This is a genomic window from Neisseria sp. P0019.S003 (genome assembly GCF_051957115.1).
GTDB lineage: Bacteria > Pseudomonadota > Gammaproteobacteria > Burkholderiales > Neisseriaceae > Neisseria > Neisseria flavescens_D.
The window spans coordinates 54,477-72,354 of record NZ_JBQCWT010000002.1; the positions used below are offsets into that span (position 1 = coordinate 54,477).

Annotated in this window: 15 protein-coding genes and 3 tRNA genes; 10 read left to right on the forward strand and 8 right to left on the reverse strand. The window is 50.9% G+C overall.

Annotated elements, in window-relative coordinates; translation table 11 throughout:
- Positions 1-65: 65 nt before the first annotated feature.
- Together ACTHTS_RS03375 and ACTHTS_RS03380 are read right to left on the reverse strand one after the other, a co-directional pair.
- A complete protein-coding gene (locus tag ACTHTS_RS03375) occupies positions 66-1,406 on the reverse strand; it encodes a DUF2868 domain-containing protein (protein ID WP_440369217.1) in 1,341 nt (446 codons plus the stop codon).
- A gap of 163 nt (positions 1,407-1,569) precedes the next feature.
- Positions 1,570-1,654, reverse strand: a tRNA-Leu gene (locus ACTHTS_RS03380).
- A 161-nt stretch (positions 1,655-1,815) separates the two neighbouring features.
- Here ACTHTS_RS03380 and ACTHTS_RS03385 point away from each other — a divergent pair.
- The 4 genes from ACTHTS_RS03385 to ACTHTS_RS03400 all read left to right on the forward strand — a co-directional run bounded on the left by ACTHTS_RS03385 (position 1,816) and on the right by ACTHTS_RS03400 (position 3,377).
- Positions 1,816-2,481 (forward strand): hypothetical protein, encoded by a 666-nt coding sequence (locus ACTHTS_RS03385; RefSeq protein ID WP_440369218.1) that lies wholly within the window; start codon positions 1,816-1,818, stop codon positions 2,479-2,481.
- On the forward strand, positions 2,474-3,067 hold the full coding sequence (ribA, locus tag ACTHTS_RS03390; protein WP_003685106.1) for a GTP cyclohydrolase II: 594 nt from the start codon (positions 2,474-2,476) through the stop codon (positions 3,065-3,067). The genes ACTHTS_RS03385 and ribA overlap by 8 nt, the downstream gene beginning before the upstream one ends.
- A gap of 125 nt (positions 3,068-3,192) precedes the next feature.
- Positions 3,193-3,268, forward strand: a tRNA-Val gene (locus ACTHTS_RS03395).
- Between the two features lie 32 nt (positions 3,269-3,300).
- A tRNA-Asp gene (locus ACTHTS_RS03400) sits at positions 3,301-3,377 on the forward strand.
- 190 nt (positions 3,378-3,567) lie between these two features.
- On the opposite strand, the gene parE is transcribed toward ACTHTS_RS03400, so the two are convergent.
- On the reverse strand, positions 3,568-5,553 hold the full coding sequence (parE, locus tag ACTHTS_RS03405; RefSeq protein ID WP_440369219.1) for a DNA topoisomerase IV subunit B: 1,986 nt from the start codon (positions 5,551-5,553) through the stop codon (positions 3,568-3,570).
- A 68-nt stretch (positions 5,554-5,621) separates the two neighbouring features.
- Positions 5,622-6,167 (reverse strand): RNA pyrophosphohydrolase, encoded by a 546-nt coding sequence (locus tag ACTHTS_RS03410; protein WP_440369220.1) that lies wholly within the window; start codon positions 6,165-6,167, stop codon positions 5,622-5,624.
- A gap of 110 nt (positions 6,168-6,277) precedes the next feature.
- Between ACTHTS_RS03410 and ACTHTS_RS03415 the strand changes: the two genes are divergently transcribed.
- From ACTHTS_RS03415 to ACTHTS_RS03430, 4 genes are all read left to right on the forward strand, one after another.
- Entirely contained in the window at positions 6,278-6,481 is a 204-nt protein-coding gene (locus ACTHTS_RS03415) for a hypothetical protein (protein WP_440369221.1), read from the forward strand.
- 4 nt (positions 6,482-6,485) lie between these two features.
- Entirely contained in the window at positions 6,486-7,631 is a 1,146-nt protein-coding gene (locus tag ACTHTS_RS03420; RefSeq protein WP_107867464.1) for a polyamine ABC transporter substrate-binding protein, read from the forward strand.
- Positions 7,632-7,738: 107 nt separating this feature from the next.
- The gene (locus ACTHTS_RS03425; protein ID WP_063076269.1) at positions 7,739-8,011 is read left to right on the forward strand and encodes an ACT domain-containing protein; all 273 of its coding nucleotides are present in this window, start codon (positions 7,739-7,741) and stop codon (positions 8,009-8,011) included.
- Positions 8,012-8,026: 15 nt separating this feature from the next.
- Positions 8,027-9,382, forward strand: a complete 1,356-nt coding sequence (locus ACTHTS_RS03430; RefSeq protein WP_036493871.1) for a PFL family protein — start codon at positions 8,027-8,029, stop codon at positions 9,380-9,382.
- 68 nt (positions 9,383-9,450) lie between these two features.
- Here ACTHTS_RS03430 and ACTHTS_RS03435 read toward each other — a convergent pair whose 3' ends face one another.
- Positions 9,451-10,980: a helicase HerA-like domain-containing protein gene (locus tag ACTHTS_RS03435; RefSeq protein ID WP_440369222.1), complete on the reverse strand. Its 1,530-nt coding sequence runs from the start codon at positions 10,978-10,980 to the stop codon at positions 9,451-9,453.
- A 241-nt stretch (positions 10,981-11,221) separates the two neighbouring features.
- On the opposite strand from ACTHTS_RS03435, the gene ACTHTS_RS03440 reads away from it, so the two are divergent.
- Together ACTHTS_RS03440 and murI are read left to right on the forward strand one after the other, a co-directional pair.
- Complete coding sequence (locus tag ACTHTS_RS03440) at positions 11,222-12,451, forward strand: multidrug effflux MFS transporter (RefSeq protein ID WP_440369223.1); 1,230 nt, start codon at positions 11,222-11,224, stop codon at positions 12,449-12,451.
- 61 nt (positions 12,452-12,512) lie between these two features.
- Positions 12,513-13,322: a glutamate racemase gene (gene murI / locus ACTHTS_RS03445; RefSeq protein ID WP_440369224.1), complete on the forward strand. Its 810-nt coding sequence runs from the start codon at positions 12,513-12,515 to the stop codon at positions 13,320-13,322.
- Between the two features lie 70 nt (positions 13,323-13,392).
- Here the strand turns inward: murI and pgmB are convergent, their stop codons facing one another.
- The 3 genes from pgmB to ACTHTS_RS03460 all read right to left on the reverse strand — a co-directional run bounded on the left by pgmB (position 13,393) and on the right by ACTHTS_RS03460 (position 17,756).
- Complete coding sequence (gene pgmB, locus ACTHTS_RS03450) at positions 13,393-14,058, reverse strand: beta-phosphoglucomutase (protein ID WP_440369225.1); 666 nt, start codon at positions 14,056-14,058, stop codon at positions 13,393-13,395.
- Between the two features lie 12 nt (positions 14,059-14,070).
- A complete protein-coding gene (locus ACTHTS_RS03455; protein ID WP_440369226.1) occupies positions 14,071-16,329 on the reverse strand; it encodes a glycoside hydrolase family 65 protein in 2,259 nt (752 codons plus the stop codon).
- A gap of 74 nt (positions 16,330-16,403) precedes the next feature.
- Positions 16,404-17,756 carry an SLC45 family MFS transporter gene (locus ACTHTS_RS03460; protein WP_440369227.1) on the reverse strand — a complete coding sequence of 451 codons (1,353 nt, stop codon included), beginning with the start codon at positions 17,754-17,756 and terminating at the stop codon, positions 16,404-16,406.
- Positions 17,757-17,878: the final 122 nt, after the last annotated feature.

The following is a 17,878-nucleotide window of genomic DNA, read 5'->3' on the forward strand; positions in this document are numbered from 1 at the left end:
CTCAACAATAAATAAGGCCGTCTGAAACCCAAACATCAGGTTTCAGACGGCCTTCGGTTTATCTGTCAAATAGCGCTTTGCCGTTTTTCTTGTGCCAAACGGGTCGGCTCCAGCCAGGCAATGTTTCTTTCTGCCAGCGCATCGCGCCAATAATCCAGTTTGGTATCCAAATCTTCAGAGAAACTATCTTGATTCAAAAGCTGAATGATAACGCCGCCGTCCGTAGCTTCGGCCAAACGGCTGATTTGACGCAAAATGCCGCGGTCGGGAACAGTTTGCGTGCGTACGCCGATGAGAAGTTGCGCCGGAGTTTGTTTCAATTCGGCTTCCAATTGTTCCAAATCTTTTCTGCCGGCGGCAACGCCTTTGTCTATCCACTCTTGCGCCAAAACGCCGGAAAACCAAAGTGGCTCAGACCATTCCGTTTCCAGAGTAACAGCCCATTTGGGCGCATTATTCAGCGTAATTTTAGATGAAACGGGAACGATGTTTTCCTGAAAATCATCGGCATCAACAATCTTCGTTTGCCATGTGCGGAGGATGTTTTGATAGTAGGGCTGATTCAAATCCAAACGTTCGCGAAGGGTTTTTAAAGTAATCTTACAAGCCAGCCAAGCAAGCAAGCGCGGCAGAATGCCATAGCAGATAATGCTGCCGATGAGTAAGCCCGCCCAAGCGCGAGCATCTTCGATATGATTGTTCAGACGGCCTGCAATCACAGCCTGACTGTCGGGAACAGGAAAGCCCAAACGTTCCGGCAGCCATGACAAGGCTTCAACCGTTTTCACCAACGCCGTATTGCTTAAAAGCGTACTTTCCCAGTTGAACGTATATTGACGCACCAAAAGCAGCAGCAAAACAGAAACCAACATTCCCGACAGCGTGCAAAGCCACAGGCCGTGTGAAGTTGCACCAATCAGCCAACGCGTTTGCGGTTTGCGCCATTCATCCACATAAAGCCGTAAAATTGCCTGATTGACCGGGTCTTTACCTCGGAACCAAGTTGCCGGGCTGCTGATAAAGTGTACATTTTTCAAACGCAGGAATAAAGTCGCCAGCCACACCAGCAGCATGACTGTATTCATACCCAAAATCCCGGCCAATACCAGAAAAAAGTTCAGCCCCTGATTGTCCATCAAAAGATAAGTACTGGAAAAACCGACCGTAAACAACAACGTCGCCGCAACAATCCAAAGCCAAAACGAGCCTGTCTCCACCTGTTGCAGCACATATTTCAAATGCTGGTCGCGATCAATAATTTGAGCGCGGCGTATCAGTTTTTCCTCATTGCCGCCATCAATATGTCGCAACGCTTCCGTCGCCTGCACAGGATCTCCCGGAAAAATATAGGCACGTTCTTCAAGGATACGGACCAATTCGACAAGTTTTTGCGATGGATTCAACATAAATGATAGGTCGTCTGAAAGATAAAATGGAAACGTCTGTTATACCCCCAAATAAACCCTTTTTTTGCAAAGGTCAAAAAATTAAAAGCAGTTTTGATTTTGAATAGGGTATATAGTGGAATAGATGTAAAAAAAGCAGCCCGAAAGCTGCTCATTTTGAGTGTGGTGCGGACGGAGAGACTCGAACTCTCACACCTCGCGGCGCCAGAACCTAAATCTGGTGCGTCTACCAATTTCGCCACGTCCGCACTAATTTGAACCGTGAATTATACACAAGATTAATGGGGGCGCAAAGTCTTGTTTGCTTGAATTTTTCGGTTTATCCCTTATATAATGGTTTATTCCGGCCGTCTGAAAGCAGGGTTTGTTTTCAGACGGCCTCAACTTTACTATTGGTGAGGAAGGGCAAATGCCTGCTTTATTGATTAAAGATTTTTTGCAGACGCAAGGTTTGAAGTTGCCTGCGGATGAGATACATGTTGCTTATTTGACTGCCCAGGCTGTGATTAAAATGGGCAATGCTTCGGTTGAGCGTTCGATTTTGTGGCCGTCTGAAGACGGTTGGCAGTTGGCGGATTATGTTGATGCCGAACATGAATTGTTGTTGAAACAGATTTTTATGGCTTTGGATTCGGTTGCCGAGCGCACCGAGCATTTGAAAAGCGCAGCGGTTTATACAGCGTTTCCGAAAGATGGCGCGTTGTCGCTGGTTCGACTGAGCCGTTGGGGCGTGCCGTTGGAAAATGTGATTCCAATCGACGAGCAGGCAGGACAGGCTTTTTTGGCTGTACGTACGGCGCAAAGCGGTTGGATGAATGTTTGTCAGAATGTGGCGTATTGGCAGGAAATTGGTGAATTGTCGGCCGAACGCAATCATCCCGGCTTGAGTCAGATTTCTGTTCCTGTCTGTATACCCAGCGGTGCGGTTTTGGGTGTAGTGCATGCTGAGTTTGATGTCAAAGACGGTGCGCCTGATGAAGTATTGGTGTCTTGGATTGCCCTTGCATTAGCCTTGGAGGAACCTTTGAAAAACCTCTTGGGCGTGGCTGAAAACGAGGAAGCGGAAAATGAGTAACGCCTTGAAGTTTGTTGCGTCATGCCGTTTACCTACGGAATGGGGCGAATTTACCATGCACGGCTTTGAAGAAGAGGGCGGTCAGGAACATGTTGCATTGACAATGGGCGATGTTTCAGACGGCCTGCCTGTGTTGTCACGTATCCATTCCGAGTGCTTGACCGGCGATGCTTTATTTTCGGTGAAATGTGATTGCGGCCCTCAGCTTCAAGCAGCGATGCAAGCCGTTCAGAAAGAAGGGCGTGGCGTTATTGTATATTTGCGCCAAGAAGGCAGGGGCATTGGTTTGATAAACAAAATCCGTGCTTATCGTCTGCAAGATCAGGGCTTGGATACGGTCGAAGCCAATGTTGCGCTCGGCCTTCCTGTTGATGCGCGCGACTTCACTTTGGCCAAGCAGATTTATGATTATCTGCATATTCGTGAGGTCAGATTGTTGACCAATAATCCTGAAAAAATCCAAACGTTGAAAGATTCCGGCATTAATGTGGTCGAACGGATTGCATTGCATGTCGGCGAAAATGTGGAAAATGAGCGTTATCTGCATACTAAAGCGGATAAATTGGGACATTTGATTTTCGATTGATGGATAGGCATAACGGTTATTTTTATTGTTAAATAAAATATTCTATATTCTTTCAATGGGATATGTTTTTATTTAAATAAAAACCTTGCGTGTAATCTGATTTTTTGATTTAATGTCGGCTTATCGGGTGATTAGCTCAGTTGGTAGAGCGTCTGCCTTACAAGCAGAATGTCGGCGGTTCGACTCCGTCATCACCCACCAAGTTTCCTTTCATTGTCTTTGACAGTGGATGCGCGGTGGTAGCTCAGTTGGTTAGAGTACCGGCCTGTCACGCCGGGGGTCGCGGGTTCGAGCCCCGTCCGCCGCGCCATTATTTAAAAAGCACTGATTATATCAGTGCTTTTTTATTTTTCTTAAAGACACTATTAAGCTGCAAAAATAGAAATAGGTAAGTAACGGGGTGTTGAAATACTGTTTAACCTTAAATTCTGATGATTTTAAAAAAGGCCGTCTGAAACTTTAAAAGTTTCAGACGGCCTTTAGTCTATTGAAATAATAGACTAAATATCCAATTCTGCCGTATCGCCTTCTTTTTCCATCCATGCGCGGCGGGCTGCGGCTTCGCCTTTACCCATCAGTTTGACGAAGATATCGCGTGTTTCGTCATCTGCACCTTCTGGGATTTGCACCTGCAACAGACGGCGGGTGTCGGGGTGCATGGTGGTGTCTTTGAGCTGGTCGGGGTTCATCTCGCCCAAGCCTTTGAAGCGGCTGATGGAATAAGCAGTTTCTTTAACGCCTTCTTTTTGCAGTCGCTCCAAAATGCTGTCGAGTTCGTTTTGGCCGAGGGCGTAGAATTTGCGGGCGGGTTTGCTTTTGCCTTGTGCGTTGACATCGACGCGGAATAGCGGCGGCTGGGCGACGTAGATGTGTCCGTCGGCGACTAGTTTCGGGAAGTGGCGGTAGAACAGGGTCAGCAGCAAAACTTGAATATGCGAGCCGTCCACGTCGGCATCGGACAGGATGGCGATTTTGCCGTAGCGCAGGCCGCTTAAGTCGGGATTGTCATTGATTCCATGCGGATCAACGCCGATGGCGACGGAAATATCATGGATTTCGGCGTTACCGAAGAGTTGGTCGGGGTGGACTTCAAAGCTGTTGAGCACTTTGCCGCGCAGGGGCAGGATGGCCTGTGTGGCTTTGTCGCGGGCAAGTTTGGCAGAGCCGCCGGCAGAATCGCCTTCGACGAGGAAGAGTTCGTTTTCGCGGATGTCTTCGCTTTCGCAGTCGGTCAGCTTACCGGGCAGGACGGCGACGCCGCTACCTTTTTTCTTTTCAATCTTTTTAACCGAACGCATCCGTGCTTGTGCCTGACGGATAGCGAGTTCGGCGATTTTTTTGCCGTAGTCCACGTTTTGGTTCAGCCACAATTCCAAAGGGTCGCCCGATACGGTGGCAACGAGTTTCAGCGCGTCGCGGTTGGTCAGCTTGTCTTTGGTTTGACCTTGGAACTGCGGGTCGAGGACACGGGCGGAGAGGACGAAGGCGGTTTTGCTGAACACGTCGTCGCTTTGTACTTTTACGCCGCGTGGTAAAAGGTTGTGTAGATTGATGAAGTTGTTGACTGCGTTGAACACAGCTTGTTTCAAGCCTGCTTCGTGCGTGCCGCCCAGAGGGGTAGGAATCAGGTTTACATAGCTTTCGTTGGCGCATGAGCCTTCTTCCAGCCAAGTCAGGGCAAATGCTGCACCTTCGCCAATGCTGAAATCGCCGTTGTGGCCGTCTGAAATGTAGTTTTCACAAGAGAAGATAGGCACGGCTTCCTGCGCGTCGGCAATGAGGTCGGTCAGATAGCTTTTCAGGCCGTCTGGATAGTGCCAAGTTTGGGTGTATGCTTCTCCTTCGCCTTTAACCGGACGGGTCAGGGAAACGCGTACACCGGGCAGCAATACAGCTTTGGCGCGCAATAATCGCTCGAGTTCGGGAATGTTGTAATTTGGACTTTCAAAATATTTGCCGTCCGGCCACACGCGCACTTCGGTACCGCTGTCTTTGACGGCGCATTTGCCCACTTCAGTCAATGGCTCAATGACGTCGCCACCGGAAAAGACGATGCGGTGGACTTTGCCTTCGCGTTTGACCGTTACTTCAAGGCGGGTGGAAAGGGCGTTGGTAACAGATACGCCGACGCCGTGCAGGCCGCCTGAAAAGGCATAGGCGCTGCCGCCGTCTTTTTTGTTGAACTTGCCGCCTGCGTGCAGACGGGTGAACACGAGTTCGACTACGGGTACGCCTTCTTCAGGGTGCAGGCCGACGGGAATACCGCGGCCGTTGTCGCGTACGGAAAGCGAACCGTCTTCATGAATTTGCACGTCGATTGCAGTTGCAAAACCACCTAACGCCTCATCCGCTGCGTTATCAATCACTTCCTGACAGATATGGGTTGGGCTGTCAGTACGGGTGTACATACCGGGACGTTCTTTGACCGGCTCCAAGCCTTTGAGGACGGTAATGCTGGATTCGCTGTATTGATTGTTTTTAGCCATAGGAATAATGTAAAGGCCGTCTGAAAAGATGAAAAACAACGCTTTCAGACGGCCTGAAAGCGTTTGGGTTATAGGTTTTCTATTGGATTGCGACGGATAAAGTCTTCATAGCTTTCTATGCCGCGCAAGAAACGGGAGAGTTCGGTCAATGCGTCCAAATACACGCCGCGCTTGAAGTCGATGACTTCGTCAACCGGCGCCCAGTATTGGTGCCAGCGCCAGCCGTCAAATTCAGGATGATGGCAGGCGCGGAGGTTGACGTCGCTGTCGCGGCCGACCAAACGCAAAAGATACCAAATCTGTTTTTGTCCTCGATACGAACCGCGCCATTCGCGGCGCACCCAATGACTGGGAACGTCATAACGCAACCAGTCGCGCGTACGGCCAACGATTTTGATATGTTGCGGCAACAGGCCGACTTCTTCGTACAATTCGCGGTACATGGCGGTCTCAGGGCTTTCACCCGGTTTGATGCCGCCTTGCGGAAACTGCCATGAATGTTCGCGTACGCGTTTGCCCCAAAAGACTTCGTTACGTTCGTTAATCAGGATAATACCGACATTGGGGCGATAGCCTTCTCTGTCTAACACGGTGTCGCCCTTTATTAAATTCAATCGTGCAATTTTCCCACAAATTGGGCGGTTTTGACAAATATTGAGGCCGTCTGAATAAGCCCACAGTTTTTTCCAGACGGCATGAAACCGTTTCTGAAAAAATGTTGTTTATGAATAAAACCATAGCTTCAGGCCATCTGAAAAATGAAATTTTTTTCTGCTTTAAGGTCTTGCATTCAAAAGATTTTTGCCGTTTAATGCAAACCTTGCTGAATCAAGGGCAAAGGACACATGCCGGCCGCCCCCACAGTTTCCCTTTTGTAAGTGGCATCCGCCACCGCTGCAATATTTTTACCCCCGAACAAAAGGTCTGAAACCATGAAAAAATCTTTGATGGCGGCGGCAATCTTGAGCCTCGTCTTGACTGCGTGTAGCGGTGGAAAAGAAACCGCCGCAGAATCTTCCGCATCTCAAACTCAAACTTCTTCCTCTCAAACGGATAAACTCAATATCTACAACTGGTCGGATTATGTCGATCCGGCCACGCTGTCTGCGTTTGAAAAAAATACGCATATCAACGTCCGCTACGATTACTACGACAGCAACGAAGCGCTGGAAGCCAAGCTGCTGACCGGCAAGTCGGGTTATGATCTGGTTGCTCCGTCTATTGCCAATGTCGGCCGCCAGATTAAAGCCGGGGCGTATCAAAAAATCGACAAATCGCAAATTCCCGATTACGCCAACATCGATCCTGATTTGCTGAAAATGATGGAAACCGTCGATCCGGGCAACGAATATGCAGTCCCTTATTTCTGGGGCATCAATACGCTGGCGATTAACAAGCAGCAGGTTCAAAAGGCTTTGGGTACGGACAAACTGCCTGAAAACGAATGGGATTTGGTGTTTAATCCTGAATACACCCAAAAACTGAAATCCTGCGGCATCAGTTATTTCGACAGCGCCATCGAGCAGATTCCTTTGGCTTTGCATTATTTGGGTAAAGACCCGAACAGCGAAAACCCTGACGACATCAAAGCTGCTGTTGAAATGATGAAAAAAGTGCGTCCCGACATCAAACGCTTTACTTCGTCCGGCTATATTGACGATATGGCGGCCGGTAATCTTTGCGTATCGGTAGGCTACGGCGGCGACCTCAATATTGCCAAAACCCGTGCCAAAGAAGCAGGAAACGGCGTCGAAGTCGAAGTATTGGCGCCGAAAAGCGGCGTCGGTATTTGGGTGGATTCGCTGATGATTCCGCGTGATGCGCAAAATGTGGCCAATGCACACAAATACATCAATCACACGCTCAATCCGGAAACAGCGGCCAAAAACGGCAACTATGTGACTTATGCTCCGGCCAGCCGTCCGGCGCGTGATTTGATGGATGAAAAATATACATCTGACGAATCGATTTTCCCAAGTAAAGAATTGATGGAAAAAAGCTTCATCGTCTCTCCCAAGTCAACCGATGCGAGCAAACTCAGTGTTCGCTTGTGGCAGGCTTTGAAAGCAGGGCGATAATTAAAATTGAAATTTGAATACTCAGGCCGTCTGAAACAGTTTTTCAGACGGCCTGAGTGTTATAATTGTCAACACTTTTCAAATATTCTATAAGGAGAAACAGCGTTATGAGCAATTCAGTCATCACCGTCATCGGTAAAGACCGCGTGGGCATTGTGTACGACGTTTCCAAAATTTTAGCGGAAAACCAAATTAATATTCTCAACATCAGCCAACAGCTGATGGACGATTTTTTTACCATGATTATTTTGGTGGACACTTCAAAATGCACCAAATCACGTCAAGAGGTTTTGGATTTGTTTGCGGAAGAGAGCAAAAAACTCGCGCTTGATATCCGTATGCAAAACGAAGAAATTTTCCAAGCCATGCACCGCATTTAAGTCGGAGGGAGAGCCATGAGTATTCAATCCGGCGAGATTTTAGAAACCGTCAAAATGGTGGCCGACCAGAATTTTGATGTCCGTACCATTACCATCGGCATTGATCTGCACGACTGTATCAGCAGCGATATCAATGTGTTGAACCAAAATATTTACAATAAAATCACCACGGTCGGCAAAGACTTGGTGGCGACGGCAAAATATTTGTCTGCCAAATACGGCGTGCCGATTGTGAATCAGCGCATTTCCGTCACGCCGATTGCCCAAATCGCCGCGGCCACCCATGCCGATTCCTATGTCAGCGTGGCGCAAACTTTAGATAAAGCTGCCAAAGCCATCGGCGTGTCGTTTATTGGCGGCTTCTCTGCGCTGGTGCAAAAAGGCATGTCGCCTTCGGACGAAGTGCTGATCCGTTCCATTCCCGAAGCGATGAAGACTACCGATATCGTGTGTAGCTCCATCAATATCGGCAGCACGCGCGCCGGTATCAATATGGATGCGGTCAAGCTAGCAGGCGAAACCATCAAACGCACGGCTGAAATCACGCCCGAAGGTTTCGGCTGCGCCAAAATCGTCGTGTTCTGCAATGCAGTGGAAGACAACCCGTTTATGGCGGGTGCGTTTCACGGTTCGGGCGAAGCGGATGCCGTTATCAATGTCGGCGTGTCCGGCCCGGGTGTCGTAAAAGCCGCGTTGGAAAATTCAGATGCAACGACATTGACCGAAGTTGCGGAAGTAGTGAAGAAAACCGCTTTCAAAATTACCCGTGTGGGCGAACTCATCGGCCGCGAAGCCTCAAAAATGCTGAACATCCCGTTTGGTATTCTCGACTTGTCGTTGGCACCAACCCCTGCCGTCGGCGACTCGGTGGCGCGCATTCTTGAAGAAATGGGCTTGAGCGTCTGCGGTACACATGGCACGACAGCGGCTTTGGCATTGCTGAATGATGCTGTGAAAAAAGGCGGCATGATGGCTTCCAGTGCGGTCGGCGGTTTGAGCGGCGCATTTATCCCCGTTTCAGAAGACGAGGGCATGATTGCGGCTGCCGAAGCCGGTGTGCTGACGCTGGATAAACTCGAAGCCATGACTGCCGTCTGCTCCGTTGGTTTGGACATGATTGCCGTGCCCGGCGATACGCCTGCTCATACCATTTCCGGTATCATCGCCGACGAAGCCGCCATCGGCATGATCAACAGCAAAACCACCGCCGTGCGCATTATTCCGGTAACCGGTAAAACCGTCGGCGATAGCGTCGAGTTCGGCGGCCTGTTGGGCTACGCGCCTGTAATGCCGGTTAAAGAAGGTTCGTGCGAAGTATTTGTCAACCGAGGCGGCAGAATCCCGGCTCCGGTTCAATCGATGAAAAACTGATTGGATTGATGAATATAAAAGGCCGTCTGAAATTGATTTTCAGACGGCCTTTTATGTTTGCAGGCTGATTATTTGAACATATTTTTAATAATGCCCATTACGCTGCGTGAAATGGCGTTGGTTACTTGGCGGTTGATTTGGCTGCCGATGGCGTCGGCAACGTTGTAGCCCAAACCTTGGCCGGATTTTTTACGTCCGCCGCTCAAACCGCCGATCAGTCCGCCGAGGATGCCGGGATCGGCATTGGCAGCCTCTTTTTCTGCGGTTTTTTGCGCTTTTTCCTGCTCTTTAGCAGCATTTGCGGCTTCTTTTTCAGCGGCAGCCTGGCTGTCTGCTTCGGCCAATGCTTCAAAAGCGGAGTAGTTGTCCACCATGTCTTTATAGGTTGGATATAAATCGTCGTTTTGGAACAGGCGGTTGCGTTCCTCTGTGGCAAGCGGGGTTAAGGAAGATTGCGGCGGCAGGATGAGGGCGCGTTCTACCGGCTCGGGCATACCTTTTTCATCAAGGAAGGAAACGAGGGCTTCGCCGACGCCCAGTTCGGCAATCGCTTCGGCAACTTTGATGTTTGGATTGCTGCGGAAGGTTTCGGCAGCGGCTTTGACTGCTTTTTGGTCGCGCGGTGTGAAGGCGCGCAGGGCGTGTTGTACGCGGTTACCCAGTTGGCCGAGAATGGTATCGGGCAAGTCGAGCGGGTTTTGGGTGACGAAATATACGCCCACGCCTTTGGAACGGATCAGGCGCACGACTTGTTCGATTTGTTCGACCAACGCATTGGCGGCATTGTTGAACATCAAATGCGCTTCGTCGAAGAACATCACGAATTTTGGTTTGTCCAAATCGCCGACTTCGGGCAGGGTTTCAAACAATTCTGCCAGCATCCACAGCAAAAACGCGCTGTACATACGCGGAGAGCGCATCAGTTTTTCGGAATTAAGGATGTTGATGATGCCTTTGCCGTTGTCGGTTTGCATCCAGTCTTGCAGGTTGAGGGAAGGTTCGCCGAAGAATTTTTCTGCACCTTCGTTTTCCAAAGTCAGCAGTTGGCGTTGAATCGCGCCGATACTGGCGGCAGAAACGTTGCCGTATTGCGTGCGGTATTCCGAAGCGTGGTCGGAAACGTGTTTCAGCATACTGCGCAGGTCTTTCAAGTCCAAAATGTGCCAGCCTCTGTCGTCTGCAACTTTGAACACGAGGTTGAGCAGGCCTTCTTGCGTGTCGTTCAGATTCATCAGGCGGGCCAAAAGCATAGGGCCCATTTCTGAAACGGTGACGCGTACGGGAATACCGGTTTCGCCGTAAACATCCCAAAAGCGCACGGGGAAATTTTGCAGCCATTGTTCGCCCAAATGAAACTCGGCGATGCGTTCGCCCACTTTGCCGCTGTTGGCACCGGCTTGCGCGATGCCCGACAAATCGCCTTTGACATCGACTAAGAATACAGGGACGCCTTCGCTGCTGAAGGCTTCCGCCATACGGCGTAGGGTAACGGTTTTACCCGTACCGGTCGCACCGGCGATCAAGCCGTGGCGGTTGGCCATTTTGCCTTGGATTTCGAGCGTTTTCCCGTCGGCACGCGCAATTTGAAATGTAGTCATGATTATTCCTTAGAATCCGTGATGTGAAACAATTTGTTGTTTTAAAAAACAAGCATTTTAACGTTTGCGGCGAGGGGATTCAACCAAGCAAGGTTTCAGACGGCCTTAAGTTTTGCAAAGGTTTTTTTGCAGTGATTGGACAAGGTTGAAATCTGCTATAATTCCATCCAATCTGCAACCGTCTGACAAGGCGGTTGTTTTCTTTGTTTGTTGAATATTTTTTACGAAAGCGAAAGTCGGAATGACTGCACAACAAGCCCCTTTGGGCGAAAAAACCATGGCCGTGCTGATGGCGATGTTGGTCGCGCTGATGCCGTTTTCTGTCGATGCTTATCTGCCTGCGATTCCCGAAATGGCGAAGTCGCTGGGTTCAGACATCCACCGTATCGAGCAAAGCCTGAGCTTTTTTATGTTTGGCGTGGCGTTTGGTCAGGTAGTCGGCGGTTCGATTTCGGATATTAAAGGCCGCAAACCTGTCGCCTTGGTGGGCTTGAGCATTTACTTTGCCGCCGTTATCGGTTTGACGATGGTGAATAATGTCGAGCAGCTGCTGAACTTGCGTGCCTTGCAGGCGTTTGGCGCGGGGATGACCGTGGTGATTTCCGGCGCGATGGTGCGCGATTATTATTCCGGACGCAAAGCCGCGCAGATGTTTGCCTTAATCGGCATCATTCTGATGATTGTGCCATTGATGGCGCCGATGATTGGTGCAGGCTTGCAGAATTTGGGCGGCTGGCGCATGATTTTCGGCTTTCTGGCCTGTTATTCGCTGCTGCTTTGGGGTTTGATGTGGTATTTCCTGCCTAAGCCGCACCAAAAAGGCAAAATCAGCATGGATGTGTTCGGCGTGGTGGCCGGCAGGTTTAAACGCGTTTTGAGAACGCGCGCCGCAATGGGCTATCTGTTTTTCCAAGCTTTCAGTTTCGGTTCGATGTTTGCCTTTTTGACCGAATCGTCGTTCGTGTACCAACATCTGTATCATGTTTCCCCAAACCAATATGCTTGGATATTTGCGCTCAATATCATTACCATGATGTCGTTTAACCGCATTACCGCATGGCGTTTGAAAACCGGTACGCATCCGCAAAACATCCTCAAATGGGGCATTATCGTCCAATTTTCCGCCAATCTGCTGATGACGGTTTTGGTATTGTCGCTGTCTCTGCCGCCTTTGTGGGCTTTGGTGCCATGTGTGATGTTTTCAGTCGGTACGCAAGGCTTGGTTGGTGCGAACACTCAAGCCTGTTTTATGAGCTATTTCAGCGCAGAGGGCGGCAGCGCAAATGCCGTTTTAGGCGTGTTCCAATCCCTTATCGGCGCATCGGTCGGCATGGCAACGACTTGGCTGCACAATGGTTCCGCCTTGGTGATGGCCGGTATGATGTTGAGCTCGACCGTATGCGGCATTGTGCTGTTGTGGATTTGCTCGCATCAGGCTTGGGTGGAAAACGATAAAAAAGAATATGTTTAACCTTCGGGCCGTATGAAAAACGGTTTCAGACGGCCTCAACACTATATTGAAGAAATTAACCATGAGTACCAGCAAACAACGCCCCATCGGCGTATTCGATTCCGGCGTCGGCGGCTTGACCAACGTCCGCACCCTGATGGAACGCCTGCCGATGGAAAACATCATCTATTTCGGCGATACCGCACGCGTTCCCTACGGCACCAAATCCCGCGCCACCATCGAAACCTTCGCCATGCAGATTGTCGAATTCCTGCTGGAAAACGATGTCAAAGCACTGGTTATCGCGTGTAACACCATCGCCGCTGTTGCCGGACAAAAAATCCGCCAAAAAGCAGGCAATATGCCCGTATTGGACGTCATCTCCGCTGGTGCGGAAGCCGCTTTACAAACCACCAAAAACAACCGAATCGGCATTATCGCGACCAACACCACCGTCAACAGCAATGCCTACGCGCGCGCCATCCATTCGAAAAACAACGACACGCTGGTGCGCACACAAGCCGCGCCCCTGCTTGTGCCATTAGTGGAAGAAGGATGGCTCGATCACGAAGTCACCCGCCTGACCGTGCGCGAATACTTGAAGCCGCTTTTGGCAGACGACATTGATACGCTGGTGTTGGGTTGTACCCACTTCCCACTACTCAAACCGCTTATCGGCCATGAAGCGCAAAACGTCACCTTGGTCGATTCTGCTATCACCACAGCCGAAGCCACCGCCAAAGCCTTGGCGCAAGCAGGTTTGCTGAACACGGAAAACGACAATCCGGATTACCGCTTCTACGTCAGCGACATTCCCCTGCGTTTCCGCACCATCGGCGAACGCTTCTTAGGCAGAAGTATGGAGCAGATTGAGATGGTAACGTTGGGTTGATTGGAAATATTAAAGGCCGTCTGAAAACCTGATTCAGGTTTTCAGACGGCCTTTTTACTTCCTGAGTATTTTATCTGCCTGACTGTGCCCACACGTTTTGCAAGTAGGCGTAGGTCAGCTCGGCGGTGTCGGACACCAGCGCGATGTCGCTGCCCAAGTCTTCGGCTTTGCCCACGCCGATGGGCAGGGCGCCGGCGGCTTTGATGGCGGTGACGCCAGCGGCGGCGTCTTCAATGCCGATGCATTGGCGGATGTCCACGCCCACGCCCTCGGCGGCGGCGAGGAAGATGTCGGGGGCGGGTTTGGAATGCGCGACGGCGGCAGGGTCGGCGACGGCGTCGAAGAAGTGAGTCAGCCCCATGCGCTCCAGCAGGAATGGGCCGTTTTTACTGGCGGACGCGAGGGCGATTTTTTTGCCGTTTGCCCTCAATGCTTCCAGTAGCGGCAAAATGCCAGGGTACACGTCTTCGGGTTTGACTGCCTGAATCATTTCGACGTAGTTGTCGTTTTTGCGGCGAGTCAGTTCGGCGAACTCGGCTTCGCTGACGGTTTTGCCGCCGTGCGCAAGGATGCATTTGAGCGAATCGTCGCGCGACACGCCTTTGAGCTGCTCGTTAAACTTGCGGTCGATGCTGATGCCCAGTTCTTCGGCAAGCTTTTTCCATGCGCGGTAGTGGTATTCGGCGGTGTCGGTGATGACGCCGTCGAGGTCAAACAGGACTGCGGTAAAAGTCATTTTGCGCCCTCCTTATTTTTCCAACGCGACGGTGTGGCTGCCGTTGAGCGTGATGTCTTTGCCGTACACCTGCAAATCGAGCGGTTCGCCTTTGAGCAGGGTGAAGACGACGTTTTCTTTGCCGACGGCGACTTTAATCAGACGGCCGCGGTAGTTGATGTGGAAGGCATAGCCTGTCCACGCACTCGGCAGGAACGGTGCGAAGCTGAGTTTGCCGCCCCAAGTTTTCATTTGGGCGAAACCTTGGACGATGGCGAGCCACGAGCCGGTCATGGAGGTGATGTGCAGGCCGTCTTCGGTGTCGTTGTTGTAGTTGTCCAAGTCCAGGCGGGCGGTGCGTTGGTACATTTCCACGGCTTTTTCTTCTTTGCCCAGTTCGGCGGCGAGAATAGAGTGGATACATGGTGACAACGAGCTTTCGTGCACGGTCATCGGTTCGTAGAAGTCGAAGTTGCGGCGTTTTTCGTCCATGTTGAAACGGTCGCCGAAGAAATAGATGCCTTGCAATACGTCCGCCTGTTTGATGAAAGGCGAACGCAGGATTTTGTCCCACGACCATTTCTGGTTGAGCGGCAAATCGTCGGGCGAAAGCGCGGACACGGGGCGGATGTCTTTGTCGAGGAAGCCGTCGTGCTGCACGAATACGCCGAGTTCTTCGTCATGCGGACGGTACATATTGGCGCTGATGTCCGCCCATTTTTCCAACTCGGCGGCACTCACGTTCAAATCGGGACGAGGGTATTTCGCCAAGGCCTCGCGAGTGTAGTCCAATACCCATGCGGCGAGGGTGTTGGTGTACCAGTTGTTGTTGATGTTGTTTTCGTATTCGTTCGGGCCGGTTACGCCGTGAATCATGTATTTGCCGTTGCGTTTGGAGAAGTGGACGCGGTCCGCCCAGAAGCGGGACACTTCGACCAAGACTTCCAAGCCTTCTTTGGCAAGATAGCTTTCGTCGCCAGTGTAGTTGGTGTAGTTGTAGATGGCGTAAGGAATCGCGCCGTTGCGGTGGATTTCCTCGAAAGTGATTTCCCATTCGTTGTGGCACTCGATGCCCGTAAACGTTACCATCGGATAGAGTGCGCCCGCCAAGCCTTGTTCGCGCGCGTTGTGCTGTGCTTGCGGCAGTTGGTTGCGGCGGTATTGCAGCAGGTTGTGGGTAACTTCGGGTTCCGCCAGTGCGAGGTAGAGCGGCACGGCGTAGGCTTCGGTGTCCCAATAGGTCGCGCCGCCGTATTTTTCGCCGGTAAAGCCTTTCGGACCGATGTTCAGGCGCGCGTCTTCGCCGTAGTAGGTGGAGAACAGTTGGAACAGGTTGAAGCGGATGCCTTGTTGCGCTTCGTCGCTGCCTTCGATGACCACGTCGGCGATTTCCCAACGGTGCAGCCAGCCTGCTTTGTGCGCGTCCAGCAAGGTTTCAAACGCAACGCCTGCGATTTTTTCCGACAAGGCGCGGCCAGCGGCTTTCACTGCTTCCAAGCCTTGATAATCACGGCTGGTGGTAACAATCACGCGTTTTTCAAAAGTTTCGGGCGTGCCGCCGACTTCGGCTTGGAAAGAATTAGAGACCTGCCAGTCGGTTTGGCTGCCGCTGAGGGCTTTGAAGCTGCCGGCGAAGGTTTGCTCGGCGTTGACGATGAATTGTTCCACGCCGAAAGGGTTGGCAACGGTTTGGGTGGCAATGTAGGAGCGGTCGTCTGAAACGCCTTTGTCCAATACCTGCCAGAATTTTTCTTCGTAGTTGGAGTCTTCGTTTTTCACGTCGGCGTCGATGATGGAATCGATGCGGACTTGGTGGGTTTTACCGTCAACAGATACGGCTTCCCAGCGGATAACCGCCAGCTCTTTTTGCGCAACAGACAGGAATTTGCACACATCGAAACGCACGCCGAATACGGTGAACGAGCGGCGCAACACGCCGTGCTGCATATCGAGTTCGACGGAGAAGTCGGCAACGTCGTTTTTCGCCAAGTCCACTTCCTGATCGTCGACAAAGATTTTAACTTTGCTGAAATTGAGCGCGTTGATGGCTTTGCCGAAATATTTGGGGTAGCCGTTTTTCCACCAGCCGACGCGGGTTTTGTCGGGGAACCACACGCCAGCGATGTAGGTGCCCAAGTGGCTGTCGGCGGAGTAGGTTTCTTCAAAGTTGCCGCGCATACCCATATAGCCGTTGCCCAAGCTGGTCAGGCTCTCTTGCAGCCGTTTGTGTTCTTTTTCCAGTTTTGCCGAACGCAGTGTCCAAGGGCTGACTTCCATGATTCTTGTATACATTTATGAAGCTCCTGTTATTAAAATTGTAAGTTCGGCAAAGGTTTCAGACGGCCTTTGCCGATGGTATTGATGGATTATTCGCCGTGGGTCTCTTTAATCAGACATACTGAGAAGGCTCCCAGCAGCAAGACCGCGCCTGCAACCAAGAACATGGTTGCCTGATGGCTGCCTAGTATAGGGAAGAGGATAAAGCTCAGCAGGGAGGCGACGATTTGCGGCATACAGATAGAGCCGTTAAACAGACCCAAATAAGTACCCATGTGTTTGCCGGAGAGGGCATTGGTCACAATCGTCAAAGGATAGGTAATGATACCGGCCCACGCAATACCGATTAAGGTATAAGACAACACTAGCGCGTATTGATTGCTGATGAAGAAAACGGAGAAGAAACCGAGTGCACCCAAAGCCAAGCAACCGAAATAACCAACTTTATGGTATTTATTCGGTACTTTTGCCAGAATAAACGAGCAGATAACGGCAGCAATGGATTGCACCGCCGCCAAAACGCCGTACCAGTTGCCTGCTTCTTGGTAGCCTACGGAGGAGGCATCAGTTGTCTGCCAAACGTTTTCTGCAATCGCGCCTGCCGAGTAAGTCCACATATATTGGAAGGCGAACCAGCAGAAGAATTGCACCAAAGTCACCGTCCAAAACGCTTTAGGCGCGGTTTTCAAAAGTTCGAGCCAGTTGGCTTTTTCCTGATTCGCGGCGACATCGATGCCGTGATAGCGGGCGTAGGTTTCCGGATCGTATTCTTTGACTTTGAAGATGGTGAACGCACTGGTAATAATCAGCAACGCTGCGCCCACATAGAATGCTACGACCACGGTCTGCGGCACGACGCCTTTTTCTGCCGTGTTTTCTAAGCCGATATAGGCAAAGACGAATGGCAAGATGGCGGCAACGACTGCGCCTGTATTGGCTAAGAAACTTTGAATGCCGTAGGCGTAGCCTTTTTGCTCTTCGTTGACCATGTCGCCGACCATCATCTTAAACGGCTGCATTGCCATATTGGAGGACACGTCCAACAGCGCAATCATCAGCGCGCCAAACGACAAAGCTGCCAAAGAAGCGTAGCCAAAACCGAAGCTGCCTGAGTTCGGCATCAGAATCATGACGATAACCGCAATCAGTGTGCCATAAAGCAGATAGGGCAGACGGCGGCCACCCAAGCGCGGCATCCAAGTGCGGTCTGAGTAGTAGCCCACAATCGGCTGAACCAACATACCGGCCAGCGGCGGCAGAATGAAAAACCAGCCCAAATTGTGTGGGTCAGCGCCTAAAGTTTGAAAAATTCGGCTCATTTGTGAGCTTTGCAGGGTAAAGGCCGTCTGAACGCCTAGATAGCCGAAGCTCAGCATCCAAATCGTACTTTTTGCCAGTGACGGCAAACCTTGTTTTGCTGTTTTTTGCGTATGTTCCGACATGAGGTAAATCCTTTTTTTAAAAAGTATTTTTATTGAGAAATCTGAAATGTTCCTTGGTGTGGTGTTCTCTGTCGTTATTGTTTGTGTGCGTACTTTCAAGGATATGGGTGCATTTTATGAAG